This window comes from Hymenobacter sp. YIM 151500-1 (genome assembly GCF_025979885.1).
Taxonomy (GTDB): domain Bacteria; phylum Bacteroidota; class Bacteroidia; order Cytophagales; family Hymenobacteraceae; genus Hymenobacter.
In genome coordinates this window covers 848,419-873,467 of record NZ_CP110139.1, presented here as the reverse complement: position 1 = coordinate 873,467, position 25,049 = coordinate 848,419, and the positions used below count along the sequence as shown (strand labels likewise).

Below are 25,049 nucleotides of genomic sequence, written 5' to 3'. Positions count from 1 at the left end.
AAAACAAAGGTAAGCGACGGCGTGCAGACGCCGTGCGGCCGTTTTTTCTTAAATTTTTCTCTCTGATCTACAGCTACAACTAGTGCCGCTGCGCTTTTTTCTTCTTGTTTTTTGGCTGTTAGGTTGCACAGTCCGCGCCAAGCCTCTACTTTTGCACCACTTCAACACGCCGCCCCGGCAGCGCCGCGAAGCAACTTGGTTCGGTAGTTCAGTCGGTTAGAATGCCGCCCTGTCACGGCGGAGGTCGCGGGTTCGAGTCCCGTCCGGACCGCAAAGGCCCTGCAGCACATGCTGCAGGGCCTTTTGCTTTCCAGCCCACTCTGGCAGCGGCTGTCTCCGGCCAGTTATAAGCAACACTTCCCGCTACAAAGCTGAATTCAGATTTTTTCGGCTCTATTCTGTTTACACCCAGCGCCTAACCAGCAAACACCGGGCTCGTGAGGCTCGCACGCGGTTTTGCTATTTGGTATTGTCGAATTGCCTCCCCTATATTTGCAGCACGGTAGCGAATCGGCCACCCGGCCAGGTCCGCGAAAGAAAACGGTTCGGTAGTTCAGTCGGTTAGAATGCCGCCCTGTCACGGCGGAGGTCGCGGGTTCGAGTCCCGTCCGGACCGCACAAAGCCCCAACAAATGTTGGGGCTTTTGCTTTTTCGGGACTGCCCAACTCAATCCGTTCTTCTCCGAATGCTTGTCCCCGGCCAGGTAGCGGGTGGGCACGGCGTGGGCTAGCCGCGGAGTTGCAGCTGCCTGGTTACTGCGCTGCGGCTTGTAGGTGCTATACATCAGTTAATCGGCTGACGAGCAGAGGCGTACTTGCTTGTGCGCCGGCTTGAAAACCAGAGCATATCGGGAATGGCACACAATTTTCTAGTGGGCTGAGCAGTTAAGGGCTTACTTGACTTGCATTTCTCTCACTTCAATCCCGCTGTCATGGTTCGTATCCTGCTCCTGTTTTTTGCGCTGCTCATAGTCAGCGGTGTCAATTCGGCGGAGGCGGCCCGCCCCTCGCGCTACGCCCGCGCCAAGATGAAAGGACGCCTGTTTGTGCACCGCCCCTACTACAAGAAGTATAAAGGCAAAAAATCCAGCCGCAAGCGCCTGTTTGGCTTCCGGCAGAAGTCCCGCTCCAGTGCTCCCTCCTACCGCGTCGGGCGGCACTCTACTCGGTAAGCGGCGTTCGTCGTCACCCTATTCATCCGGGCCCCGTGAAAGCAGATTTCGCGGGGCCCGGCTGCGTTAGTGAAGTATTAAGGGTTGGAATGCTGGGCGTACCACGCGCGCCGCACCTGCACCAGCAGCTGCTCGGCGGCGTGGCGGTCGGGGGCGGCGGGCAAGGTAGAAGCGGCAAAAGCCTGCTCCACTTGCTGCACCAGGGCTTCGGCCTGGGCTACCAGCTCCTCGTACTCGAACTCGCCGCGGCGGATTTGAAGCAGAAAGTCCCGGTCGGGGCGGCGCACGTGCAGGCGGCCGGTGCGGGCAATTTCTTCGGCCATGCGCAGCAGCCGGAAGGTGTGCAGCATGTTTTTGGCGTCGTAATTTTTGCCGTGCTGCACGGTGTTCTGGTACCGCTCAGTGTTGCGCTTCTGCTCCCACTCCCGGTACTCGCGGTACACGCGGCAGTAGGTGCTGTAGCCGTTACGGTTGAAGCTCAGGTAAGCCACCGGCTGCTGCCCCTTCGGCACCGGCGAGAGCTGCACGTCCTGCGAAGCTTCCGGGTCGCGCACGAGGCCCCGGTAGCCGAGGCGCTGCTCGGGCGTGTGGTCCACGAACAGGGCGTAGAGGTCGGGCAGGTGGGGCACGTTGGTGAGGCCGCACTGGCCGGCGGTAAGGCCCTGGTGCCCGAGCCACGCGGCCACCGGCTGGGCCCCGGCCCCCACCGTCACGTAGCAGAAGTCGAGCACCGACTTGCGCTGGGGCGGCTCGGGCTGGTTGATTTTCTTGTTCAGGCCCCGCGCCTTCCGAATCTGGGCCACGGCGTACTCGGCAAAGCTCTGCCGGCAGAGCTGGGACAGAAACTCTTCGACCCGAAACGCCTCCAGCAGCGGGTGGCGGTAGAGGATGCAGTCGGCCGGAGTGCCCAGCAGCTCCAGTACGGTGGGGTTGTTTTTGAGCAGCAGCTCCACGAAGCGGCGCAGTTCGTAGAACACCTCGTCGTTGGTGGCGTTGGCGACCTGCGGCACGTAGTCGAGGCCGTAGAATTCGGTTTCGGGCAGGATGAAGACGCCTTTCAGGTCGGTGTCGGAGTGGGGCAGGTCGGTGCCGTAGGCCCGGCTGCCGCTGATGGCTTCAAAGAGGATGAGGCCGCGCTGGCGCAGGTCGGAAATGGTCATGGCGGTAAGGTAAGCCGGGGGAAGCACAAGCGCCTTCGCGGGCCTGAAGCGCCGCGCCGCTTGCCAGTGCTACCGGCAGCAGGCAGCTGGGTTGCGTAGGAAATGACCCGCTTGGTAAGCCGCCAGCACCCAACTGCTTCATCGTGGGCCTGGTCAGGCAAGGCGGCCCGCCAACCTCGGGGCGCCGACGGCGTTCTTCTCCTTTATTGCCCACCCAACCAAGCCTCGCTATGCACTCCTCCATTCTGGGCGCCGAGAACATTCGGGTCGTGAGCAGCGTCCGCGACAACGCCCCACACTCCGAGCTGATTATGTACGTGGCCCCGCGCTACCGCACGCCCAAGCACTTCCACGATTTGTTTACTGAAACCTTCGAGGTGCTGGAAGGCGAGTTGGAATTCGGCTACGGCCGGAAAAAGCAGTTGCTCCGGGCTGGGCAGCGAGTGGTGGTCGAGCGGGGCGTGGTGCACTACTTCGCCAACCCCACCGACCAGCCGGCCACCATCCGCGTCACCATCTCGCCTGGCAACCTCGACTTCGAGCGGGGCTTCCGCATCTACCACGGCCTGGCGCAGGACGGGCAAGTGGACAAGAAGCAGAACCCCAAGCAGTTTGCCGACACCGCGTTGTTTCTGAAGCTGACTAACTCCCGGTTTCCGGGCCTGGGCCGGTTGCTTGAGCCCCTGTTTTTCCGGGCGGCCCGCAAGGCCATCCAGAACGGCCGGTTGGCCGAGCTGCAAGCCCGCTACGGAGCCAGTTGAGGACTTGTGAACCTGTGGTCAACGTTTCTACACAGAGCCGTTCCCCAAACGGCTCTAGCAGGCCAAAGAGGTGTAGATTTCTATAAGCCAGAGCCTGCCTGAGCTTTTTTCAGCCTGTGAAGAAAGTACCACCTGCATTATACATGCTCTAATCCATACTGCTTTAACACATCGACAGGCACGCCGGTCCATTTATTCGGAGCGTTACCGGCGTAGCCAATGTCGGCAATTCCTATTTTGCTGGTAAAAAAACCCGAAGCCGTAAGGTCGCGCATGCGGTTGAAGAAAGTAACCCCCTGCTTCATTTCCTTTTTGGCTTTAAGCGGATACGCTATTTCGGTAACCATTTCTATTTGCTGCTGCGGGGTACATTCCACAAAAGAATGACCAAACCGATTTAAGCATTGCACATCCAGCCAGCGCAGTCCGCCGCGCATGGGCAGCTGATGCTCGGGAATATCTTTTACAATAAACTCGATAAAGTCGGGCACTTTCGCGTCGGAGGCGCTGCCTGATTTCTCGTCTCTGGGAATGATAATATCGGCCAGCACCGTTATGGTGGCCATTTCATGCTCGGTAAAAAACTTTACTGAGTGTAGTTGTTTGTCTCTTTCTATTTCAAACTCCTGCCGGCCATCTTCCTTCCGGGCCGGCGCTGGCGTTACGGTTGCATCAGGTGCCGTAGCCGAATCATTTTTACAGGCATCTAAGAGCAAGGCGGTTGAAACCGTGGCCAGGCCTATTGCCTTCAACGAGTCGCGTCTTTTCATCTGCTTTCAGAATTAGCTGTTACACATTTAGTTTCTTTCTCTGCTCGAGTATGTACTCGCTTGTGCGCATGGACAGGGCCAGGATGGTCCAGGTGGCGTTTTTGTCGCCCTGCTGCACAAAAGGACCCGCATCCACTACAAACAGGTTTTTACAGTCGTGGGCCTGGCACCATTTATTGAGCGCCGACTTCTTGGGGTCATCCCCCATTCTCACCGTGCCTACCTCGTGGATAATGCGCCCCGGCGCTTCCAGGCCGTAATTTGTTTCGGGCCCCGGAATTTTTGAAGTGATAATGGCGCCCATTTCATGCATGATGGACTGAAAAGTTTCCTGCATGTGCTTGGCCTGCTTGATTTCCGCATCGGTCCATTTGTAGTGGAATTTCAGCACCGGGATGCCGTATTTATCCACCACATTAGGGTCAATCTCGCAGTAGTTATCTTCCCTGGCTATGGCGGTTCCCCTGCCCGCCATTCCCACCTGGGTGCCGTAGAAGCGGCGGTAATCGTCCTTCAAGGATGCCCCGAAGCCCCCGGCGTCTTTCATTTTGCCGTCGCGGCCGGGCACCAGGCCGTTTAGGTTATGGATGCCTCCCCCAAAACCATACGACGGCATGCCCATGCCGCCCCAATACTCAATGTGGTAGCCGCGCGGAAAATCCAGCTTCTTATTGTCCAGCCACCAGGGGCTGTAAATATGGACGCTCCCCACCCCGTCTTCATTGTACCGTTTTCTATCCAGCAGCTGCGGCAAGAAACCGCTTAAACTGGCGCCGGTCGAATCATGCAGGTATTTGCCGACCACCCCGCTGCTATTCGCTAACCCGTTGGGGTGAGTGGGCGAAGTGGAATTCAGCAACAGCCTGGCCGACTCGCCGGCGCTGGCCCCTAACACCACCAGCTTGGCATTTACCTGATACTCTTGCAGATCATTCTTGTCTACGTACGATACTCCGGTTGCCAGCCCATCCGCCCCGGTAAGCACCTCGCGGACCATGGCGTTGGTTATTAATTTCAGGTTGCCGGTTTTCAGGGCCGGAATAACCAAGCAGGACGACGAGGAAAAGTCCGCGTAAGCTTTGCAGCTCCGGCCGCACTGTCCGCAATAAAAACAGACGCCCCGGTCTTTATTGCCAGGCAAACTTTCTGTTAAAACCGAGCCCCTGCCGGGTAGTACGTTTACGCCTGCTTTGGCGGCTCCCTGCTTGATAAATAACTCGTTGAGCCGGGGTTTGGGCGGTGGCAGGAAAATACCGTCCGGCTCATTTCGCAGCCCCTCTACCGTGCCGTATACTCCAATCAAGCGGTCAACTTTATCATAAAAAGGCTTGACCTCCTCGTAGGTAATGGGCCAGTCGTCGGTGAGGCCGTCCAGGTGGTGACTTTTAAAGTCGTCCGGGCCCATGCGCAACGAGATGCGCCCCCAGTGGTTGGTGCGGCCGCCCAGCATCCGGGCCCGAAACCAGTGAAACTCCGTCTTGTCTTTGGTGGTGTACGGCTCGCCCTCCAGCTGCCACCCGCCGTAAGCCGCGTCAAAATCTCCGAAAGGCCGGGTGGTAGAAGCGCCCCTTCGCGGCGATTCGTACGGGAATTTAAACTGCTGCGCGTCTTTGGCCGGGTCGAAGAACGGTCCGGCTTCCAGCATCAACACCTTTAAGCCGGCGTGCGCCAACACGTAGCCCGCCATTCCGCCGCCGGCCCCGGAGCCAACAATTACGGCATCGTATACCGTACCCGATTTCTTGATTTGAAAATTATTCATCAATTCAATTATTAATTACAGCTGCTCGATTTTAATATTCCGAAACGACACCTGATTGCCGTGGTCCTGCAAAGCAATATGCCCTTTGGAGTAGGCGGCAAAGTTTTTCCAGGTTTTAAATTTGCTGTCATTGAGCATGGCTTTCCATTCGTCGCTGCCCATTTGGATGTCCACTATTTTTACGGTGTTCAACCAAAAGGTGAGATGCCCGTTCTGCTTGCGCAACTTCACCAGATTCCAGGCGCCGGCCGGTTTAGCTACGTTCTTGCTTGGGGCCCGCATATCGTATAACGACCCGGCTAAGTGACTGGCTTTTTTATTGTCTTCCGCATTTTTATCATCTAAAATCTGCATTTCCACCCCGGTTTCGTACGTGGCCGGAAAAGCCGGATCTTCGTGCACCCCGAAAATAATTCCGCTGTTTCCGCCTTCGGCTATTTTCCACTCCAGGGTTAATTCAAAATTTTCGTATTCCCCATCGGTTACTAAATCCCCCCGCCCTTCTGCTACGGCAGGATTTAATTGTAGCGTGCCGTCGACCACGGACCAGGCCGACCCGGCAGTTGGCTTCAGGTAGGTGTGCCAGCCGTTGGTGGTTTTGCCATCAAATAGCACCTGCGGCGTTGTTTTCACTGGCTGTTTCTGGGCCAGCACAACCTGGCTAAACAGCACCAGTGCCAGCGTGATAAAACGGAAAGCCTTCATGCTATTATGATGTTGGTTTTATGAAAATGCAGCAGCTTATACTTAAGTACCGAATGCGGGAGATTCTCATTTATTAAACCACCCGAAAGTTGAAAATCAGGTGTTCTGTGGTTTGATTTTGACACGAGCAACCGCTCAATCGGGCGGCTGATTTTACCGGAAACCACGGCGTCGAAAGCGGTTGTATTCCTGCTGTAGTGCCCAACTTATTTCCACGCCTCAGTCGACGACAACGGTAAGCAAGCATCCGTCCCGAACACCACCTTTAATCAGCTCAATGTAATCATATCCGGGGATTTGCCGGTCCGAATCCGGCGTAATTTGCCGCTTCTGAGTCCCCGTCCCACCCCTTTGCGGATGAACCCGCACCTGTTGGCTCACAGGCGCCGGGGCACTTCGTTCTTGTGAAGGCCCGCCGCTGGCCTTCTTTGGGTATAAATTCTGAATGCTTGACCCCTGGGCGGGGCCGTTGAGTGCTGGCACCGGTTTCCGGTTTGCCGGTGGTGCTCCACGCCGGCTCGGCATGGAATTCTTAGCCTCAGAGCCACCCCCGAAACAACGCTTCCAATGCCGGCGTGGGATTAGGTTGGGGCGTGAGCGGTAAGGTGTTGCGGGCCAGTTGGCCGGCTTCGTATTCTTCGCGCAGAAACTCTACCAGCGCGGCGGGGTGCGGCACGGTGGTTTTCTCATCGGCCGTGGCTTTGCGGACGAGCAGCTCGTTTACGACGCCATCAAATGGCCCCGGCAGCAAGGCGCGCAACTCTTGCAGCTCCATGGGCGGCACCTGGGCGGGGCGCTGCCGAATCCAGCGGGCGGCCAGGGCCGAGCGCAGGGCGTAGAACAGGCGCTTGAGGCGCACCTGCGGCTCTCCCACCATATCTTCTTCGACCCCGCGGCGCAGCTGGCCCAGGTAGTGGTGCAGGCCGGCACGCGGGTTCCAGCACGGCGGCAGCAGCGGCGCCAGCCCCGCCCGTAACCCAGGCGCTTCCGCGTACACCACCGGCGACTGAAGCCACTCAAACAAGGCCGCATTGGAGCCGCGCAGTAGTTTCAGGGCCTTGCGCAGCTCCCAGCCGGCCAGGTCCAGCTCGTCGTCCACCGGAAACGTGAGCGTGTCGGGGCCGTTATCCAGGGTCAGGTACCAGCTGGCCGGGTGGGCGTAGAGAAACCGCACGTCGTAGTCGGAATCCGGGGAAGGAAAGCCCCAGGCCCGGCTGCCCGCCTCGCAGGCGTATAGGATGCGGATGCTGTGAGTGGCTTCGAGCTGCTGGAAGGCGGCCTGGATGCGGGTGTGCATGGGAGGGAGCTGCAGAAAGCGGTGGGGGCTTGGTTGCTGGCCCGCAAGGTAGAGCATCAAGCAGGGAATTTCGCGTTAGCGGCCAGCTCGCAGACGACTATATATTTGGTAGCGTAACTTTTCGCCAGCTTACATTTTTACCTCTTGTTTTTATGAAAAAATCTGCTTCCCGCTGGCTATTGCTGCTTTTGGCCGGCGCCTGTACCCCCGATGTATCCACCGAGCAAACGGCTCACTCTCCCGTCTCCGCCCCGGCAATGCCAGCTGCTGCCCCAGCCCCGACCGATACGCTGGCTACTTACAGTTGGGACGAGGAAGTGTGTCGCTACAGTGGGCGTTACGACGTCCGCCGCTACACCCGCCAGCAGCTTGCCGACACCCAGGAGCTACTGGCCCGCAGCGGACCACTGCTTACTACAGAATCCACACCTTTTCAGCCTGACGACATTCCTAACTTGAGTTTGGACACGCTGGCGGCAGAATACACCAACGTGCGCACCCGTATTCAGGGCTTGCAGTTAGTGCCAGGTGCCACGTGGCAAGAGCTGAGGCGCCTGAGACTTCAGCAGCTAGAAGACGAGTACCGCGCTAAAAAGCTCACAATTACAGGCTTCACTAACCCTAGTGTGCTGCTGAATTCTAAGTACTCGCCGGCGTGCAAGGAGCACGTGCGGGGCCTAGCCAGCGGCAATGATAGCCTGACTCGCCAGGCCTGGCAACAGCTAGTAGAAGAGCAAAAAAATCACAACGGCAACCCACAACACCTTCAAGCGCAATTTGAGCAGCAAGCTGCCGCGCCTAATTGGCGTCAGTATGCACAAGCCGATTTAATCGGGTTTGGTTGGTGGAATTGCATCAACACCACCATTCGCTACGTGGAAACCACAGAGAAAATGCGCCAGCACTACCAGCAGCTGTTTGCTAGCGTGCAAACAGTGGAGTGCGCGGACGTGGACTGACTTGCTTACTCACTTCTTCTCGTTTTTGTAAGCTTTTGCTTATCATGGTGGTAAGGTTCCCTACAGTCGCGGGTCCACGGCCTCGCTTTCCAGGGCCAGCACCCCGAACACGCACTGGTGCACCTCGCGCAGGGGGGCGCCGGCCACGAAGCGTTCCAGGCCTTCGACGCCGAGGGCAAATTCGCGGAGGGCGAGGTTGCGCTTAGCTTTCACGGCCCGCTCGCGCAGGCGCTCCAGGTTGCCGGGCAGCAGGTAGTCGGGGCCGTAGATGAGGCGCAGGTACTCGCGGCCCCGGCACTTGAGGGCGGGCTGCACGAGGTGCTGGCGGCCACTGGGGATGAAGTCGTAGGGCTTGACCACCATGCCTTCGCCCCCGGCAGCGGTGAGGGCCAGCCACCACTGGGTGGCGGTGTCCACGTCGGCGGGGTCCGGGAGGTGCACCACGCGGTAGGGCGTGGCCCGGAGCAGAGTTTCGTCGGCGAGGCAGACGGCGCGCAGGGTTTCCATGTGCCAGGCGTGGTCTTTATCAAAATAGGTGCGGCCCTCGGTGGCCAGCAGGTGGAAGGGCGCCAGGCGCAGGTCGGCCAAGCTCTCCACGGGCCAGCAGTAGCGGCGGTAGGCTTCGGCGTAGTACTGGGCGGCGGTGTGGCGGGCCGTGGCGCGGGCCAGCAGAGCCTCCACCCCATCCAGGCCGCGAGTAGCCGCCTGCGCCAGCGCCGCCGAGGCCAGCGGCAGCGCGGCGGTAGCGGCAGCCGCCACGGCGGCGTACTGGCCTTTAATTAGCTCCTGCGCCTTGGCCGACCACGGCAGCAGTTCGGCGTCGAGGCAGAGCCAGTCGGTCTGGAACCTCTCCCAGAAACCGGCCGTGGTCAGGGCCTGCCGCAATTGGGCCAGGAAGGCTTGTTCCAGGACGGCATCGGTGAAGAAGTTGCGGCCGGTGCGGGTGTAGCACTTGCCCGGCCCCTCGCCCACCACCCCGAAGCGGCGGCGGGCGGCGGCTTCGTCCTGGGCCAGCACCACCACCACGCGGCTGCCCATGTGCTTCTCCTCGCACACCACCCGCTCCTGCCCCTGGCGGCGGAAGTAGTCGAAGGCCTCGGCCGGGTGCTCCAGCAGATCGGGCAGGGCCGAGGTTTCCGAGGGGCTCATGGTGGGCGGCAGGTAAATAAGCCACTTGGGGTTGAGGGCGAAGCGCGACATCACCTCCAGGGCCGCCGCCGCGTTTTCCTCCCGGATGGTCACCGAGGGCAGCAGGCGGGTCCGGATGATTTGCTTGCCCAGCACGTCGCGGATGTCGAGCAGGTCGTCGTGCTGCTGCTGGGCAGAAAGTTGGTGGTTGGTTTCTAGTTGTTGGTGGTTGGCTTCGAGCAGTTGGCGCTGGTAGCTCAACGGGCGCACCGGCTCGCAGTGCACCTGGGCGGCGGGCACGGTTACCAGTTCCCGCTCAGGGTAGCGCAGAGCGGTGAGGCGGCCCCCGAACACGCAGCCGGTATCAATGTCGATGGTGTTATTGAGCCATTCCGGGTCGGGTACGGGCGTGTGGCCGTACACCACCGTGGCCCGGCCGCGGTACTCGGCGGCCCAGTTGTAGCGCACGGGCAGGCCAAATTCGTCGATTTCACCGGTGGTTTCGCCGAACAAGGCAAAGGCCCGCACGGCACCCGAGCCGCGGCCCTGCATGTCTTCGCGCATACCGGCATGGGCCACCACCAGCCGCCCACCATCGAGCACGTAATGGCTCACCAGCTTATCCAAAAACTCCCGCACCTGCTCTCTGAAGGTATCTGACTCCGAGGCCAACTGCGCTACTGTCTCGGCAAACCCATGCTGCTCGCTGACCTTTTTGCCGCTCAGATAGCGCAGCAGCTTGATGTCGTGGTTGCCGGGCACGCACAGGGCCAAGCCGTCGCGCACCATGCGCATCACCAGGCGCAGCACCTTGGGCGAAGCGGGGCCGCGGTCCACCAGGTCGCCGAGGAAGATGATTTTGCGAGGTCCGCTTCCAACCGGGACCTCACCCCCTAGCCCCCTCTCCAAAAGAGAGGGGGGACTAGTTTCTAGCTCTAGTTTGCTAGTTGCCTCACCCCCCCGGCCCCCCTCTCCGGGGGAGAGGGGGGAGCCTGACGACTTGGTGGAACGAGAGCTAGCAGCTAGTCTCCCCTCTCTTTTGGAGAGGGGGCTAGGGGGTGGGGCTACCCGCACGCCCAAATCCCGTGCGTCCGTAATCGGCTCCTCTTCTACCGTGTAGCCCAGCTTTTCGAGCAGCTGCACCAGCTCGTCGTAGCAGCCGTGCACGTCGCCGATGATGTCGAAGGGGCCGGTTTCGTGTTTGCGGTTGCTGTAGAGCGGGTCGCGCACGATGGTGTGCACGGCGTCGATTTCCTCGGGGCCGTGCAGGTGGTAGATGTGGCGGAAGCCCTCCTGCCGGAGAGTTTTGAGGCTTCGGCGCAGCTGCTGGCGCTGCTGGGGCACCACGTGGCGGCCCAGGTGCTGGCGCTCGGCGCGGGCGCGGTTGCGGTCCTCGGCCACGCGGTCGGGCACGTCGAGGATGATGGCCACGGGCAGCACGTGGTAGTCGCGAGCCAGCTGCACTAGGCTCTTGCGGGCCTCGGGCTGCACGTTGGTGGCATCTACCACCGTGAGCAGGCCGCGCTTCAGGCGCAAGCCCACCAGGTAGTGCAGCAGGGCAAAGGCGTCGGGCGTGGCCGCCTGGTCGTTCTCATCATCCGCCACCAAGGCCCGGCAGTGGTCCGACGATACAATTTCCGTGGGCCGGAACAGGCGGCGCGCAAAAGTGGATTTGCCAGCCCCGGAGGTGCCGATGAGCAGGACGAGGGAGAGTTCGGGGAGTTTGAGGGTAGAGAGTGGGGGCATTGCGGCGAAGCTAGTACATAGTGCATAACTTGTGACAAATATCCATAAGCATACATTCGCTAACGACACCAGCACATGAAGATTTCTATTGAAGAAATTATCAAAACAGGAGAATTATACCCTTTATTTTGGGGAATGAGTGAGAAAAATTTGATTGATGTATTGAAAAATTTAGCAAGAATCATTGAAGACCTAAAATTAAGGCAGCATCCTTTCTTATTGATTGATCATATCGAATTATATTTTGCTAAAGATGAATATAATGACTTAGACGAGCTTATCATTCAAACTCACCGGATCAAGCCAGGAGCAGAAAGTAGGTATTTTGATTTTGGATGGATCAATAAAAATCTTACATACAAGAGCACGAAGCAGATGCTTATCAAGTTAGGCTGGAACTTTGAGGAAGGCAGAACCAAATATAGCCAAAGCCCACTGCTCATAGTAGACAATAAGTCAATTTTTACTTTTTATGATGAAAGCCAATATGATAATGCAACATTGGATGAGTGTGAATTATGCAAAATAGTTATTAAAAGTCCTGATAAATAAATCAGCAGAAAACGTAGCTGTCGTTCTGTATTGGTTTCACATTCAGTGCACCTAGTTTGTAGAACCGTGACCCTTCGCGTCTCTACAAACTAGGTGCACCGTTCAAAGCACTTCTATAGAAAGTACTTCAATGAGTAAGCAACCCGCTAATCACCTTACTTCATTTCAGGACCACCTCAACCAACGGTACGGCCTGCCAGGCACGGCTGGGCGGGAAGAGTTTGAAGAAGGTTTTGAGGCTTTCAAACTTGGCGCTATGCTGCAAGAGCTACGCAAGGAACGCGGCCTTACCCAAAGCCAGCTGGCGGAGCGCTGCGGCACCACCAAAACCTATATTTCCCGCATTGAAAATGATGCGGCCGATATTCGGCTGTCCACGCTCATGCGCATTATTCGAGAAGGACTAGGTGGGCAGTTGAAACTGAGCGTAGAATAATTTCTCATTGTCTTTCAGGCTTTCCCCTACCGTCCCGTCACCCGGAACTCGACGCGGCGGTTGAGTTGGCGGGTGGCCTCCTGGGCGTTGCTGGCCCGGGGCTGGGCGCCGCCGAAGCCGAGGCCCGTGATGCGCCCTTCGGCAATGCCGCGGCCGACAAGGTAGGCTTTCACGGCCGCCACCCGCTGCTCGCTGAGCACCACGTTCTTCTGCGGGTCGCCCACGTTGTCGGTGTGGCCGCGCAGCTCGATGGTCATGGTGGGGTTGGTGGTGAGCAGGGCTACGAGCTGGTTGAGAGCGGGCAGGGACGAGGGCAGCAGCACGGCCTGGCCCTGCTCAAACTGCACGTTGTTTAGCGCCAGCGTGGCTCCCACGGCCACGGGCCGCAGCAAAATGTCCTGCACGTAAGGGCCAGGGCGGGCAATGTAGGTGCTGTCGGCCGACAGGTAGCCGCTGAGCCGCACCAGCGCCCCGTAGGCGTGGCCCGACTTGGCCGCAAACGAGAAGCTGCCATCCGGCCCCAGGGGCACCGTGGTAAGCGTTTCGCTTTCGTTGCCGCGCAGGCGCAGCTGGGCCTGGGGCAGGGGCTGAAACGTGGTGGCATCCAATACCCGGCCTCGCCAGGTGGACGTGGTGGGCGGGGGTGGCGGGGTGGGGCGGGCAGCCGGCCGAAACAGGTTGCAGCCGGCCAGGTCGGTGTACACGCCGCGGCGCAGCCGCGTGGCGTAGCGCCGGGCCAGGTCCACTTTGTACAGGGACTTGGGGCCGGCCAGGTACAGCCAGCGGCGGCCGCCGGTGTCGTGTTGCAGCAGAATGTCGCTGTAGCCGCCCAGCTTGGGCAGGCCGTCGAGCGGGATGAGTTCGGGGGCGGGCTGCTGGGTGAGCAGGTCAATCTTAAGCAGGGCGCCGTCGGTGCTGTACACCTCATAGAGGGTGTTAGTGTCGTCGAGGCAGAAGTTGGCGTGGGTGCCCGCCCCGGTAAACCCGATGGCCGGGTAGTAGGCCGCTTTGCGCAGGGGGTCGGCGGTCCAGACCACCGTAACGGCGCCCGTGGGCGGGTTGACGCGGACCAGCAGGCTGGCGTTGCTGGTGATGAAATACAAGTCGCCGCGCTGGTCGGTGGCCGCCGAAATCCAGAAGTTTTCCGGGCCCTGGGCCGGCAGCTGCCAGGTGGTGTAGCGGCCCTGCCGGGTGGCCGGGTCGTAGCAGTACACGTACTCGGGCCGGTCGGTGGGGGCCTTGGTTACCGAGTACAGGTTGTTGTCGAAGCCCTTGGCCAGGGCGTAGGACTGAAACGGCAGCACCCGCCGGTGCACCTTGGCCAGGGTGGCGGGGTCGGCGGTGGCAAACTCGTGGATGGTGCGGCAGTCGTCTTCCACCCGGCCGTCGGTGGTGCGCAGGGCCGCAATGGCGTACATCTTGTCGTCGCAGCGCTGGTCGAGGTAGCGGCGGCTGGGCAGGCCCTGGCCCACGAAGGCAAACGACTCCACCAGCCGGCGGCCCGCGGCCAGGTAGCGGCCGTTCTGCTCGGTAGTGGCTTGGTATTCGATACGATACTCGTATCCCCCGCGCCAGAGCCGGCGCCCCACCACGCGGGTGCGGCCCGTGGCCGGCGGCGCGGCGGCGTAGGTGTAGTCGTAGCGCACTTCCTGGTGGCGGCCGGCGTCGTACTGCTCCAGGTGCAGGATCTGGGCCCGCGGCAGCGCCACCAGGGCCAGGGCCACCGAGTCGGCCTGGCCGGCGGCCAGTAGGTTGAGGTCTTTGCGCCGGTCGGATAGGGGCCGGACGCTGAAGCTGACGGCGGCCGGGGTCGTTTGCCAGCTCGGGCCTACGTAAAAGCTGACGTCGGGCCGGGTTTCGCCCTCGTGCACCTGCCAGCCGTGGGGGTACGAAAGCTGATAGCCCGTGCCGGCGTCGGTGTACGTCTGCCAGGCCGCGGCCATCTGGGCCTGCATCGGCAGCCACGCTACCACCAACCCCACTACAATCAGCAAAAGAATACTACGCATCAGCCCCAAAAGCCCCAAGAATAGGGAATATCCGCCAAAAGTAAGGGCTCCGGCCCGTTGGCCGGCGCCTGTAGGCCGGCTTGTGCTTCCGCTGGTTTCAACGACCAAGCTGTAGCTAAGTTGCTTAAGCCGCTCCTAGGCGCTAAGAAGCTAGTTGCGAGAGTTGTTGCAGCGTCAGCACAGTGTAGAGACGCAACATCTTACACTGCTCACGAGCGAGTCATGTAATGAGCAGACGCGAATGGCTGGCCGGCGCAGCCAAGGGGCGCGTGCCAGCCAACTCCTGCCGCAACTCCACCTGCTTCTACTCAAGCAACGCAAAAGCACCGCCACAGGCTGGCGAAGCGGCAGGCTGCGTTAGCTGAGGAAAGGTGATAATCAGCCATAAACCTTACTCCTGCCCCTACTCCGCCTCGAACACCGCCAGCTGGGACGGGGCGCCCACGTCGGCGTCTTCGGGGCCCAGCGGCTCCAGGCGCAGGCGGTAGCCGTGGCGCCCGGCCACGCCCGCGGCCCAGGCGGCAAACTCGGCCCGCGTCCACTCGAAGCGGTGGTCCTGGTGGCGGAACTGGCCGGCCGCTAGGGTTTCGTAGCGCTGGTTGTAGTCGGCGTTTGGGGTGGTGACGAACACAGCTCCGGGCCGGGCACGGGCAAACACTACTTGCTCGAAGGCAGCCAGGCGGCTTTCGTCGAGGTGCTCGATGACTTCCACTACGGCCGCGGCGTCGTAGCCGGCCAGGCGCGGGTCGTGGTAGAGCAGGGAGCCCTGGGCCAGCGTCAGCCGCTCCCGCTGCCGCGGCGACATTTCGGCCACGTGCAGGCGCTCCTGGGCCCGCTGCAACTCCCGCCACGACACGTCCAGGGCCAGCACGTGCTCCACCTGCGGAATCGAGAGCAGGCGGCGCGTCAGCTTGCCTTCGCCGCAGCCCAAGTCCAGCACCCGCTTGGCCCCCAGCCGCCGGATTTCCGCGGCCACGCGGTCGAGGCGCAGGTCGTGCAGGTTGCGCTTGGCCGTCGGCAGGTTGGCCGCGACCGGGCTCGGCGGGTCAACTGCGTTTTCGGCCGGGTCGGCGGCAGCTGGCGCATGCTGGGCAGCATCCGCGGGCACCTCGGCAGGCTCCTCGCCAGCTTCAGGCTCCTCTCCTACTAGCAGCCGTTCCAGCGTGGGGTTCACGTACTCGGCAAAGCGGAGGTAGCGGCGGGTAATGAATTCGCGCTCCGGGTGGCGGGGCAGCCACTCGCCGCCGCGGCGCAGCAGCTTCTCTACTTCCTCCTGGCTGATCCAGTAGTGCTTGTCGCCCCGGTCGAGCACGGGAACGAGCACGTAGAGGTGGCTGAGCAGCTCGCCCAGGCGCAGGGCCGGATGGCGCAGGCGCAGCGTGACGTAGCGGCTGTCGCCCCAGGCGGGCTCAGTAGGGTCCAGTGGGTGCGCTTCCGTTTCTATTGCGTAGCCCAGGGGCTCGAACAGGCGCCGGAGCTGCTCGGGGCCGGCGGCGGGCAGGGCGGCCACGGTGGCTTCCAGGGGCAGCAGCGTGTCGGGCAGCTCGGGACGGTCTTTGCAGGTGCCGTTCAGGGCGGTGTTGAAGGCTTTAGCCAGGGCCGCACTGAGAAAGGACGAGGCCACGTAAGGCCGGTCGTTGACGTACTGCTCCAGGGCAAACCCTTCGCCGGCCGGGCCGCGGTGGGTGCGCACCAGCCCAATCGGGTCGATGTCGAGCAGCAGGGCGGCCGTGCACCGCTCGGGCGTGGCTTCGGGGTAGAAAACGTAGGCCTGACCGTAGGCAACGTCAATGGTTTGTAGCCGCGCCGGGTTCTTGTGCAGCAAGTAGCCCAGGTCGGTGGCCGGGTAATGGGTGGTGGTAATGGTAAGCAGCATCGGGGGCAAGATACGCACGCGGCGCCCTGGCTGCTGGCTTTTTTGCCACTAGCAGATTTCTGGCAGAGTTTCGCAGGAAGCGGCTACAAGGCCTGGTCGTCGGTGAGGGCCAGCAGGAAGGCTTCCAGAGCCTTTTTTTCCGGAGCCGTGAGGTGGAGCTGGTCGGCCGGAAGGGTTTGGTTGTCGACGGGCAGGCCCAGGCCCTGGCCTCCGCCCTGGTCGTAGAAGTCGATAACCTCCCGCAGGGTGCGGTACACGCCGTTGTGCATGTAGGGCGCGGTGCGGGCCACGTTCCGCACGGTGGGCGTCTTGAACGAGTGGCGCAGCTGGGGCAGGCGGGTGTGGGCGTAGCGGCCGGGGTCGGGGTCGAGGCGGCGGGCGGCGGCCGTGGCCGGCACGCCCAGCACTTCGGATTCGGTGTGCTGAAACGCCGGGGGCACGGTGCCGTTGAACAGGGGCGCGAAGTGGCAGGTGCCGCAGCGCCCCTTGCCCATAAACACGTTGAAGCCCAGCTGTTCCTGCCGGCTGAGCACCTCACCTTCCCCGCGCAAGTGCCTGTCGACGCGGGAGTTGAGGCGCACCAGGCTTCGCTCGTAGCTGGCCAGGGCGTTTTGCAGGTGCTGGGGCTCGATGCGGCCGGCCGCCTGGGGGAAGGCTTGGGCAAACAGGCGTCGGTAGGCTGAGTCGCGGCCCAGCTCGGCGGCGGCCCGGTCCAGGGAGCCGTGCATCTCGTCCTGGTTCTGTACCACGTCCAGGGTCTGGTTTTCGAGGGAGCTGGAGCGCAGGTCGTAAAATTGCCCGGCCTGGAGGGCGGCGTTGAGGATGGTGGGCGTGTTGCGGCGCAGGGGCCCCGAGCGGGTGAGGGTGAGGTTGCGGACCAGGCCATCGGTGAAGGCCCGCTCGGGCTGGTGGCAGCTGGCGCAGGAACGGGTGCCCGCGGAGGACAGGCGGGGCTCGTGAAAGAGGCGGCGGCCCAGCGCCACCTTGGCCGGGGTGCGGTACCAGGTGGTGTTGGCGGCGTAGAAATCGGAGTCGAAGGCGGCCGAGTCGAACAGGGTGGCCACGTCGGGGCGCAGGGCCCGCAGCTCCCGGAAAGGCGGCACGCCCAGCTCCCGCTGCAACGCCAGCAGCTCCCGCCCCAGCGGGTTGGCGTAGGCCGTAATGAAGTGCAGCCTATCGAAGCCGTCGAAATCCTGGGGGTGCTGGCGCAGCTCGGTGGTGGCGTGGCGCACCAGCTGTTGCAGGCGGGCGTAGGTTGGCGCCGCGGCGGAGTTGGCGGAAGCAGCAGCCGGGGCGTAGCAGGCCAGCACGGGCAGCAGGGCGTCGAGGGAGGCGGCCGTTTCGGGGCGGGCCTGCCGGCTCAGGGGCGCGTCGAAGCCGGTGATGCCCAGGGCCACCAGCCGGAACACCTGCAAGCGCAGGGCGTCGAAGACGTGGGCATCGGTTAGCTCGGTGGCGGCCCAGATTTCCTCGGCCCGCTTCAGCTCCCGCACCAGCTTGCGCACCTCGCGCACCAGGGCGGCGCGTCCGGCAGCGGTGGTGTCGGCGGCCTGGGGAAACAGCATTTCTTCCAGCACCTGCAAGCCGCCGGGCTCAAACGACTTGTTCTCCTCTACCTCGATTTCGTCCAGGGGCGGGCCGTTGAGCAGGCGGCTGGTGGCGGGCATGAAGTACTCGGTGAAGGCTTCCACGCGCTTGTACTGGCGGCGGCAGCTCAGCAGGCTCCGCTGCAAAGAATCCAGCGGGGCACCACGCCGGGCCAGCGGCAGCAGTTCTTCCCGCACCTGCCGGGCCAGGCGGCGCAGGTCCTGGGCCACCAGCTCGTGCACCCGGCCGGTGCGGGTGGCGGGCGGCGCCTCTGCCGTCGGGCGCGGGCCGGTATGGCAGGCCGCAGCAAGCCACACCAGAGCCGCTGTTAGTAGCGCGCAGATTTTCAGCTTATTACTCCGGAATTTATTCATTTGGTAAAACACGTTTCACGACCTAAATGGTTTGATTCCTTAGCATGGTTGAGAGTAGTTCACTGGCCGCGTAGCGGCTGAAGTTTGTAGCCCGAGCCAATGGAGACATTCGACGCGCCGCATAGCGGTGCCACAGCCGTTGGGCGCAGTTCTGACCGCTCTGGCACCGCTACGCGGCGCGAAAACCGGCTGCTGTGTCTGTTCTACAAACCTGTCGCCGCTACGCGGCTTGAAACACTATTCCTTTCTTTTTAAGCGCAGAACCCTCCGCCGAAGGAGCGGAGGGTTGATGCACGAGCAATAGGTGGACAGATAACTACCGGTGCGTTAAAATCGGCCACATAATGTAAACTTCCGCTGGCACGCTGGCTGGCCCCGCGCCATCGGGTCCAGCCAGCGTGTGGCATCTGCTGCCTACTTCTCTACCCCGCGCACGATGAGCACCTGCCCGCCTTCCGAGTTGTTGCCCACCGTCGAGCCGTCGGCGTTCAGGAACTTGGGGTCCTGCCAGGTGTGGGGGTGAATGTTGACCAGGAAGGTGTTGGGCACCCCAACTTTGTCGGAGATGTCGTACATGGCGCCGTACTCCCAGGAGCTGAGGTTGGTGCTATTCACCGTGTTGTACTTGGCGTTGAAGGCCGGGTCGGTACGGCGGTGGTTCATCTCCAGCATGGGCCGCAGCTGCTTGGAGGCCAGGCTGTACTGCCAGATGCGGCCGTCGTGCTTGTTGTCGCGGTAAAACGAGTCGCCGTCTTCCTGAATATAGACGAATTTCTGGGTCACGCAGATGTTGTCCGGATTCACGATGTTGTTGCCGGGGTCCACGGCGCCGTCGGCAATGATTTCCAGCTTGCCGCCGGTCAGCGGGTCGTTGGCGTTCAGGGTGAGCTTGTACACGCGGCCCCACATGGTTTTGCCGGTTACGGGCGTCACCTTGTCGCTCTGGCTTACGCCGGTGGCCGTGAAAAACACCTCTCGGCCGGCCGCGCCCCCACCCTTGCGGTAGTCCACGTCTTCAACCCGTGCAAACTGAATGGCATTCTTGGCCTTGGCTACGGCGGCAATCTGGGCGCCGGTCAGGGTTTTGGCGTTTTCCACCTCGGTCAGCTCCACGTCGTAGGTCGTGCCCAGGCTCATGCTGGTTTCCACGGGGTCGTTGTTGGTGCGCTTGAGCTGGTAGAGTTTGCCGTTTTGCAGGTCGCCCACGGTGGCGGACACGTACACCACCAGCTGCCCGTCGCCGTCGTCTTCGCCGATTACCACCACGGTTTTGCCGGGAAAGGCGTCTTTGGGCAGGGGCACGGCGTTTTCCATGCTGGCCCGGCCTAGGGCGGGCAGCACCCGGCTCTTGTTTTTCTTGTCGGCCGCGCCCAGCGGGTCGATGGCGTGCACCATCGACTCGGCCCCGCTTTCGCCGGCCGTCAGAAACGTCGGCCCGAAGCCGTGCTCCTCGGGCGTAGCCATCGTGGCCGAGCACAGGCGCCAGGTGCCGCCGTCGCCGTCCACGATGTACTCGCCCTTCACGGGCTTAAAGGTTTTGTCGAGGTAGACCCGCGACACGGCGCGCAGGATTTCGTGGTTGTTGATAAGCACGTAGCCCTCGCCGCTGGGGTTCTTGAGCAGACCGGCCCCGTCGGGTTGGGCCCCGAAGATGAAGCCGGGTGATTCGGGCAGCTGGTCGTCGGAGCCAATCAGGGGCAGCAGCTCCAGGCTCTCGAAGCCCGGCATGGCCTTCACCAGCGAAGGCGTGACGGAGTGGGTTTTGAGCTGCACCTCGGAGGCCGGGGTCGTCGGCGTCTCGTTGTCAGAATCGTTGCAGCCCAGCAGCGCCAGCAGCAGCACGGCGGGCAGCTTGGCAGCAAGGGTGTAGCGGTTGGGAAACATGGGGCAAGGCAGGTTGATGAATGGATGCACAAAGGACCTGCCGGGATGTTACATCATGGTTAAGAACCCGTTACGGATACGCTACTTTCCGGGCGGCCCAATCGGCCCCGGCATAACCTGCCGGTAAAGTTGACCCCGGCGCCTATTCGGGGCCAGATGCCACGGCGTGCCATCCGTTTTCCAGCAGCTGCCCGGCCCAACTTCCCGGCCGGCGCCGTAGCTTGCCGGCCGCTGCCGCTGCTGCCGCCGTTGCGGTTGAGTTGCCGGCCTTGCTTACTCTACTCTGCCCCGCCCGTGCCGTTTCGCTCCGTTTTTGCCCGCTTCGTTGCTTGTGTGCCGTCCTCCTGGGCTGCGGCGGTTCAGGAAGGACGTGCGTACCTGGGGTTTCTGGGGCGCTGGCTGCTGTTGGCGGCCCTGGTGGGCGGGCTGGCCGGCACGGCCTCGGCCGGGTTTCTGGTGGCCCTGGACTGGGTGACGCACTGGCGCGAGGCGCACCCCTGGATGCTGGGGCTGCTGCCCCTGGGCGGCCTAGTGGTGGGCGGCCTCTACCACTACCTGGGGCAGTCGGTGGCCCGCGGCAACAACCTGCTGCTGGACGAGCTGCACGCGCCCCGCACCCGCGTACCGCTGCGCATGGCCCCGCTGGTGCTGGTGGGCACGCTGCTCACCCACCTGGTGGGGGGCTCGGCGGGCCGGGAGGGCACGGCCGTGCAGCTGGGCGGCGCCCTGGCCGACCAGCTGGCCCGCCCCCTGCGCCTGCGCCCCCGCGACCGGCGCCTGCTGCTCGTCTGCGGGCTGAGCGCGGGCTTTGCTTCGGTGTTCGGCACGCCGCTGGCCGGGGCGGTGTTTGGGCTGGAAGTGCTGCTGGTGGGCCTGCTGCGCTACGAAGCCCTGGTGCCCAGCCTGCTGGCCGCCGTGCTGGCCGACTACGTAACCCGGCTTTGGGGCGTGGGCCACACGCCGTATCCGCACCTGCCGGCCCCGGCCCTCACGCCCGCCACGCTGGCCTGGGCCCTGCTGGCCGGCCTGTTGTTCGGGCTGGTGGCCCGGAGTTTCTCGATGCTCACGCACGGCGTAGGGCGGCTGTTTGGGCGCGTGGCCTACCCGCCCCTGCGGCCGGTGCTGGGCGGGGCGCTGGTGGCCCTGGCCGTGGCCGCGCTGGGCACCACGGCCTATATCGGGCTGGGAATTCCTACCATTGTGGCCTCCTTCCAGGCTCCGCAGCCACCCTACGCCTTTGCCCTGAAGCTGGGACTCACGGCCCTGACGCTGGGCTGCGGCTTCAAGGGCGGGGAGGTGACGCCGCTGTTTTTTATCGGTGCCACGCTGGGTAGTGCCCTGAGCGGGGTGGTGCCGCTGCCGGTGGCCCTGCTAGCGGGTATGGGCTTCGTGGCGGTGCTGGCGGGAGCGGCCAACACCCCGCTGGCCTGCACGCTCATGGGCCTGGAGCTGTTCGGGGCCGAGGCCGGCGCCTACCTGGGCCTGGCCTGCGTGGCGGCCTACCTGTTCTCGGGGCACTCGGGCATCTATGCGGCCCAGATTATCGGCCAGGCCAAGCACCCGCGCTACGCCCGCCAGCAAGGCCGCCGGTTGGAAGAAGTAAGCGGGGAGAAGAGAAAGAAGTAGGCGGGCCGGGCGGGCGACGGAGAAGTAGGGCAGCCCCTCTTTCAAACCAGAAGACCAGAAAACTACAAGTGTACTTCTCGTAGTGCAGCGGCGGGAGCCTAGTCTTCGATAAAGCGGCAGAGTTTATTGTACAATAGCACTATAGCATAAATCTATATCATCTCCTGAATATCCCAGGTTAATCTTCCCAGAATACACAACTACTTACAAAATCTTGTCAATTTTATCATTGACAGCACTTTACGAAAGGCACAAGGATTAGCTGTACCAACTTACGTGCCGAAATCAGCTTCCGCACCTTGTAAAGAACTACCATTTCCACCTATGAAAATAAGCTTCACTTTTCACTCCTTACTTCTTGCATTTCGACAAGGTACGGGCCGGCTAAGCCCGACACTTTTGTTGGGTCTGAGCTTGGGCGGCAGTCTGCTGGCCGGCTCAGCGCAGGCCCAGACCGTAGCCATTCCGGCCACCTCCTACCCCGTGCCCACCGACGGCACGGCCCGCTTCATTGCGCCCACCGGCAACGACACCACCGGCACGGGCACCGAGGCCAAGCCCTGGCGCTCCTTGAAAAAAGCCTTTAGCGCGCCGGCCGGCAGCACCATTGTGTGCCGGGGCGGCACTTATCGAGGCGCCGGCGTGGCCGAGCAGAGCCTGGGCAAGCGCCTGACCATTCAGGCGTATCCGGGTGAGCAGGTGTGGTTTAAGGGCAGCTTAGTGGTGAAAGGCTGGGTGGCCGAGGGCAGCATCTGGCGCAAAGACAACTGGACCTACCAGTTTGCCCGCACTATGGCCGCCGAAAACATTGACACCGCCCGCGGCCCCCTGGCCGGCTGGCTCGACATGGCCTACTACGACGGCGCCCGCCTGGAGCAGGTAGCCGCCAAGGCCGAAGTGGGGCCCGGCAAGTTCTACGTTGACTACACCACCAAGCAGCTTTACATCGGCGACAACCCCGGCGACCACACCGTGGAGGCCACGGCCTACAAGCGCAGCATCACCGTGTGGAAAAGCCCCAACAACGACCCCACCGGCACCATCATCCGCGGCGTGGGCTTTGCGCACTACGCCGAAACGGGCGTGGGCCTGGGGGCTCCCCAGGTGCGGCTGGAAAAGAATGCTTTTGTCTGGAACGGCATCACCGGCCTGTCGTTCTACGGCTCGGGCGGCCCCGTCGACGCCCTGGTGACGGGCAACGTGGCCGCCTACAACGGGCAAACCGGCATGGCCGGCAGCTCGGCCCACCGGCTGCGGCTGGAAAACAACGTCATCCGCAGCAACAACGTGGAGCGGTTTCGCCGGGCCTGGAGCGCGGCAGGCGTCAAGCTGATTGCGGCCGACAGCGTGGTGGTGCGCGGCAATACGGTGGAAGACAACGACGCCCACGCCATCTGGCTGGACGTGAACATGCGCCACGCCACGGTGGTGGGCAACACGGTGCGGCGCAACTCCCAGTTCGGCATTTTCTTCGAGATTTCGCGGGGCTGCCTGATTGCCGGCAACGTGTGCGCGGGCAATGGGGCGGGCGTGGCCGTGGCCAACTCCTCCGATGTGCGCGTGTACAACAACACGCTGGTCAGCAACAACAAGGCCCTGCTCATCAAGGAAGACAACCGCACGCCCAGCGCGGCGGAGCAGGCGGCCGGCGCCACCTTCCTCACCCGCCGCACGGTGGTTAAAAACAATATTCTCTCGGAGGCGGGCAACTCCAACATGCTGGTTGACACCTGGCGCGCCTGCTCCGACACGGCCGCGGCCATGATTACGGCCCTGGACTACAACGCCTACTACCGCGCCGACGTGGCTCAGCCCGCCAACATTATCAAGTGGACCGCGCCCGGCGTCAGAAACGGTTGTCATACTTCCTACAAAACCCTGCCGAACCTGCGCGAAGTAACGGGCTTTGAGGGCAATGGCCTGGAGCTGAGCGGCGCCACGAACCCCTTCTTCGTGAGCCCGGCCGCCGATGGCTCGGGCAACTACCAGCTGAAAAACGGCAGCAGTAACCCGGCCTTCCGTCGCGGCCAGCCCCTGCCCCAGGACGTAGCCCAGGCCCTGGGCGTGCCCGCCGGCGTGCCCGTGGATTTGGGCGCCCTGTTCGGGGCGGGCAGCTACGGCAATGCCCAAACCATTGCCAGCCTTACCCTGCTCAATGCCGACACCGACCAGCCCATCAGCGGCCTCATCTTCGTTGATGGGACTGTGCTGAACCTGGCGACGCTGCCCTCGCGCAACCTCAGTATTCGGGTCAATACCAACCCCGGCACGGTAGGCAGCGTGCGGTTTACTTTGGACGGGACGGTGCTGCGCACGGAAAACGCCGTGCCCTATGCCATTGCCGGCGACTCCAACGGCAACTACGGGGCCTGGACCCCAAGCCTGGGCCAGCACACACTCACCGTCACGCCCTACTCGGCGGCCAATGCGGGCGGCACCGCCGGCCCGGCCCGTACCTACAGCTTCTCGGTAGTGGAGCAGTTGGGCACCAACCTGGGCTTTGAGGCGGGCGGCGCCGAGACGGGCAACCCCGTGGCCTGGACCTCCACCGGCGCCATCGACGCCGACTACACCCAAACGGGCACGCCGCACGGCGGCACGCTCAAGGGCGTGCACTGGAAAAACAGCGCCTACGAGGTGTACACCAGCCAGCTGATTCAGAACCTGCCCAACGGCCTGTACACCCTGCGCGCCTGGGTGCGCCGCGGCGACGGTACGGGCACAGTACGGATGCAGGCCGAGCAGTACGGCGGCAGCCTGCGCACCGCTGACATTGCCCCCAAAACCTGGAACTGGACCCAAGTCACCATTGCCGACATCAACGTGACCAACGGCCAGGTGCGCATCGGCTTCTACTCCAATGCCCAGGCCGGCAAGTACCTGCACTTCGACGACGTGGAACTGGTGCGCCAAACCTCGTCCTCCTCGACAGTGGCGGCGCGCACGGCGCCGGCCGCTACGGCCACTGCGGCTGAGGTAGCCGTGTTCCCGAACCCGGCCGCCGGCCAGTTCATCGTCCGGCTGCCTGCCCCCGCTGCTGACACCGACGAGGCCGTGCGCATCACGCTCACAAACACCCTGGGCCAGCGGGTGCTGGAACGCGAAGCCACGGCCACCGACTCGCGCGAGGTAACCGTGGATGCGGGCCCGCTCCGCAACGGCGTGTACCTGCTGACCGTGCAGCGCGGCCAGACGACCTCTACCCACCGCGTAGAAGTTGCCCGCTAAGCGCCTGCTCCTAAGCC

17 protein-coding genes and 2 tRNA genes are annotated in these 25,049 nt (G+C 62.6%); 9 read left to right on the top strand and 10 right to left on the bottom strand.

Annotation, left to right across the window (positions count from 1 at the left end; all coding sequences use genetic code 11):
* Positions 1 to 197 precede the first annotated feature (197 nt).
* The 3 genes from OIS53_RS03490 to OIS53_RS03480 all read left to right on the top strand — a co-directional run bounded on the left by OIS53_RS03490 (position 198) and on the right by OIS53_RS03480 (position 1,172).
* A tRNA-Asp gene (locus OIS53_RS03490) sits at positions 198 to 271 on the top strand.
* A gap of 271 nt (positions 272 to 542) precedes the next feature.
* Positions 543 to 616, top strand: a tRNA-Asp gene (locus OIS53_RS03485).
* A 316-nt stretch (positions 617 to 932) separates the two neighbouring features.
* Positions 933 to 1,172: a hypothetical protein gene (locus tag OIS53_RS03480; RefSeq protein ID WP_264681001.1), complete on the top strand. Its 240-nt coding sequence runs from the start codon at positions 933 to 935 to the stop codon at positions 1,170 to 1,172.
* A 77-nt stretch (positions 1,173 to 1,249) separates the two neighbouring features.
* Here OIS53_RS03480 and OIS53_RS03475 read toward each other — a convergent pair whose 3' ends face one another.
* Complete coding sequence (locus OIS53_RS03475) at positions 1,250 to 2,332, bottom strand: nucleotidyltransferase domain-containing protein (protein WP_264681000.1); 1,083 nt, start codon at positions 2,330 to 2,332, stop codon at positions 1,250 to 1,252.
* 230 nt (positions 2,333 to 2,562) lie between these two features.
* Between OIS53_RS03475 and OIS53_RS03470 the strand changes: the two genes are divergently transcribed.
* Positions 2,563 to 3,093, top strand: a complete 531-nt coding sequence (locus OIS53_RS03470) for a cupin domain-containing protein (RefSeq protein ID WP_264680999.1) — start codon at positions 2,563 to 2,565, stop codon at positions 3,091 to 3,093.
* A gap of 137 nt (positions 3,094 to 3,230) precedes the next feature.
* On the opposite strand, the gene OIS53_RS03465 is transcribed toward OIS53_RS03470, so the two are convergent.
* The 4 genes from OIS53_RS03465 to OIS53_RS03450 form a co-directional block, all read right to left on the bottom strand.
* The gene (locus OIS53_RS03465) at positions 3,231 to 3,863 is read right to left on the bottom strand and encodes a gluconate 2-dehydrogenase subunit 3 family protein (protein ID WP_264680998.1); all 633 of its coding nucleotides are present in this window, start codon (positions 3,861 to 3,863) and stop codon (positions 3,231 to 3,233) included.
* Positions 3,864 to 3,882: 19 nt separating this feature from the next.
* Positions 3,883 to 5,625 (bottom strand): GMC family oxidoreductase, encoded by a 1,743-nt coding sequence (locus OIS53_RS03460; RefSeq protein ID WP_264680997.1) that lies wholly within the window; start codon positions 5,623 to 5,625, stop codon positions 3,883 to 3,885.
* Between the two features lie 15 nt (positions 5,626 to 5,640).
* Positions 5,641 to 6,330 (bottom strand): 3-keto-disaccharide hydrolase, encoded by a 690-nt coding sequence (locus OIS53_RS03455; protein ID WP_264680996.1) that lies wholly within the window; start codon positions 6,328 to 6,330, stop codon positions 5,641 to 5,643.
* A 538-nt stretch (positions 6,331 to 6,868) separates the two neighbouring features.
* Positions 6,869 to 7,627: a nucleotidyltransferase domain-containing protein gene (locus OIS53_RS03450; RefSeq protein WP_264680995.1), complete on the bottom strand. Its 759-nt coding sequence runs from the start codon at positions 7,625 to 7,627 to the stop codon at positions 6,869 to 6,871.
* A 152-nt stretch (positions 7,628 to 7,779) separates the two neighbouring features.
* Between OIS53_RS03450 and OIS53_RS03445 the strand changes: the two genes are divergently transcribed.
* Positions 7,780 to 8,586 (top strand): hypothetical protein, encoded by an 807-nt coding sequence (locus OIS53_RS03445; protein ID WP_264680994.1) that lies wholly within the window; start codon positions 7,780 to 7,782, stop codon positions 8,584 to 8,586.
* 60 nt (positions 8,587 to 8,646) lie between these two features.
* On the opposite strand, the gene OIS53_RS03440 is transcribed toward OIS53_RS03445, so the two are convergent.
* A complete protein-coding gene (locus OIS53_RS03440; RefSeq protein ID WP_264680993.1) occupies positions 8,647 to 11,460 on the bottom strand; it encodes a polynucleotide kinase-phosphatase in 2,814 nt (937 codons plus the stop codon).
* Positions 11,461 to 11,535: 75 nt separating this feature from the next.
* Between OIS53_RS03440 and OIS53_RS03435 the strand changes: the two genes are divergently transcribed.
* On the top strand, positions 11,536 to 12,012 hold the full coding sequence (locus tag OIS53_RS03435; protein ID WP_264680992.1) for a hypothetical protein: 477 nt from the start codon (positions 11,536 to 11,538) through the stop codon (positions 12,010 to 12,012).
* A 130-nt stretch (positions 12,013 to 12,142) separates the two neighbouring features.
* Entirely contained in the window at positions 12,143 to 12,448 is a 306-nt protein-coding gene (locus OIS53_RS03430; RefSeq protein ID WP_264680991.1) for a helix-turn-helix domain-containing protein, read from the top strand.
* Between the two features lie 26 nt (positions 12,449 to 12,474).
* Here OIS53_RS03430 and OIS53_RS03425 read toward each other — a convergent pair whose 3' ends face one another.
* The 4 genes from OIS53_RS03425 to OIS53_RS03410 form a co-directional block, all read right to left on the bottom strand.
* Positions 12,475 to 14,457, bottom strand: coding sequence for an OmpA family protein (locus OIS53_RS03425; RefSeq protein WP_264680990.1), 1,983 nt, complete (start codon positions 14,455 to 14,457; stop codon positions 12,475 to 12,477).
* Between the two features lie 403 nt (positions 14,458 to 14,860).
* Complete coding sequence (locus OIS53_RS03420; protein ID WP_264680989.1) at positions 14,861 to 16,333, bottom strand: 3' terminal RNA ribose 2'-O-methyltransferase Hen1; 1,473 nt, start codon at positions 16,331 to 16,333, stop codon at positions 14,861 to 14,863.
* 83 nt (positions 16,334 to 16,416) lie between these two features.
* A complete protein-coding gene (locus OIS53_RS03415; protein ID WP_264680988.1) occupies positions 16,417 to 18,294 on the bottom strand; it encodes a cytochrome-c peroxidase in 1,878 nt (625 codons plus the stop codon).
* A 414-nt stretch (positions 18,295 to 18,708) separates the two neighbouring features.
* Positions 18,709 to 20,178 (bottom strand): PhoX family protein, encoded by a 1,470-nt coding sequence (locus tag OIS53_RS03410; RefSeq protein ID WP_264680987.1) that lies wholly within the window; start codon positions 20,176 to 20,178, stop codon positions 18,709 to 18,711.
* A 333-nt stretch (positions 20,179 to 20,511) separates the two neighbouring features.
* Between OIS53_RS03410 and OIS53_RS03405 the strand changes: the two genes are divergently transcribed.
* Together OIS53_RS03405 and OIS53_RS03400 are read left to right on the top strand one after the other, a co-directional pair.
* Positions 20,512 to 21,804 carry a chloride channel protein gene (locus OIS53_RS03405; RefSeq protein ID WP_264680986.1) on the top strand — a complete coding sequence of 431 codons (1,293 nt, stop codon included), beginning with the start codon at positions 20,512 to 20,514 and terminating at the stop codon, positions 21,802 to 21,804.
* Between the two features lie 399 nt (positions 21,805 to 22,203).
* A complete protein-coding gene (locus tag OIS53_RS03400; protein ID WP_264680985.1) occupies positions 22,204 to 25,032 on the top strand; it encodes a right-handed parallel beta-helix repeat-containing protein in 2,829 nt (942 codons plus the stop codon).
* Positions 25,033 to 25,049 lie beyond the last annotated feature (17 nt).

Excerpts from the sequence above, each read along its gene's own strand:
- OIS53_RS03480 (WP_264681001.1), top strand. The coding sequence starts at position 933 with ATGGTTCGTATCCTGCTCCTGTTTTTTGCGCTGCTCATAGTCAGCGGT.
- OIS53_RS03475 (WP_264681000.1), bottom strand. The coding sequence starts at position 2,332 with ATGACCATTTCCGACCTGCGCCAGCGCGGCCTCATCCTCTTTGAAGCC.
- OIS53_RS03470 (WP_264680999.1), top strand. The coding sequence starts at position 2,563 with ATGCACTCCTCCATTCTGGGCGCCGAGAACATTCGGGTCGTGAGCAGC.
- OIS53_RS03465 (WP_264680998.1), bottom strand. The coding sequence starts at position 3,863 with ATGAAAAGACGCGACTCGTTGAAGGCAATAGGCCTGGCCACGGTTTCA.
- OIS53_RS03460 (WP_264680997.1), bottom strand. The coding sequence starts at position 5,625 with ATGAATAATTTTCAAATCAAGAAATCGGGTACGGTATACGATGCCGTA.
- OIS53_RS03455 (WP_264680996.1), bottom strand. The coding sequence starts at position 6,330 with ATGAAGGCTTTCCGTTTTATCACGCTGGCACTGGTGCTGTTTAGCCAG.
- OIS53_RS03450 (WP_264680995.1), bottom strand. The coding sequence starts at position 7,627 with ATGCACACCCGCATCCAGGCCGCCTTCCAGCAGCTCGAAGCCACTCAC.
- OIS53_RS03445 (WP_264680994.1), top strand. The coding sequence starts at position 7,780 with ATGAAAAAATCTGCTTCCCGCTGGCTATTGCTGCTTTTGGCCGGCGCC.
- OIS53_RS03440 (WP_264680993.1), bottom strand. The coding sequence starts at position 11,460 with ATGCCCCCACTCTCTACCCTCAAACTCCCCGAACTCTCCCTCGTCCTG.
- OIS53_RS03435 (WP_264680992.1), top strand. The coding sequence starts at position 11,536 with ATGAAGATTTCTATTGAAGAAATTATCAAAACAGGAGAATTATACCCT.
- OIS53_RS03430 (WP_264680991.1), top strand. The coding sequence starts at position 12,143 with ATGAGTAAGCAACCCGCTAATCACCTTACTTCATTTCAGGACCACCTC.
- OIS53_RS03425 (WP_264680990.1), bottom strand. The coding sequence starts at position 14,457 with ATGCGTAGTATTCTTTTGCTGATTGTAGTGGGGTTGGTGGTAGCGTGG.
- OIS53_RS03420 (WP_264680989.1), bottom strand. The coding sequence starts at position 16,333 with ATGCTGCTTACCATTACCACCACCCATTACCCGGCCACCGACCTGGGC.
- OIS53_RS03415 (WP_264680988.1), bottom strand. The coding sequence starts at position 18,294 with ATGAATAAATTCCGGAGTAATAAGCTGAAAATCTGCGCGCTACTAACA.
- OIS53_RS03410 (WP_264680987.1), bottom strand. The coding sequence starts at position 20,178 with ATGTTTCCCAACCGCTACACCCTTGCTGCCAAGCTGCCCGCCGTGCTG.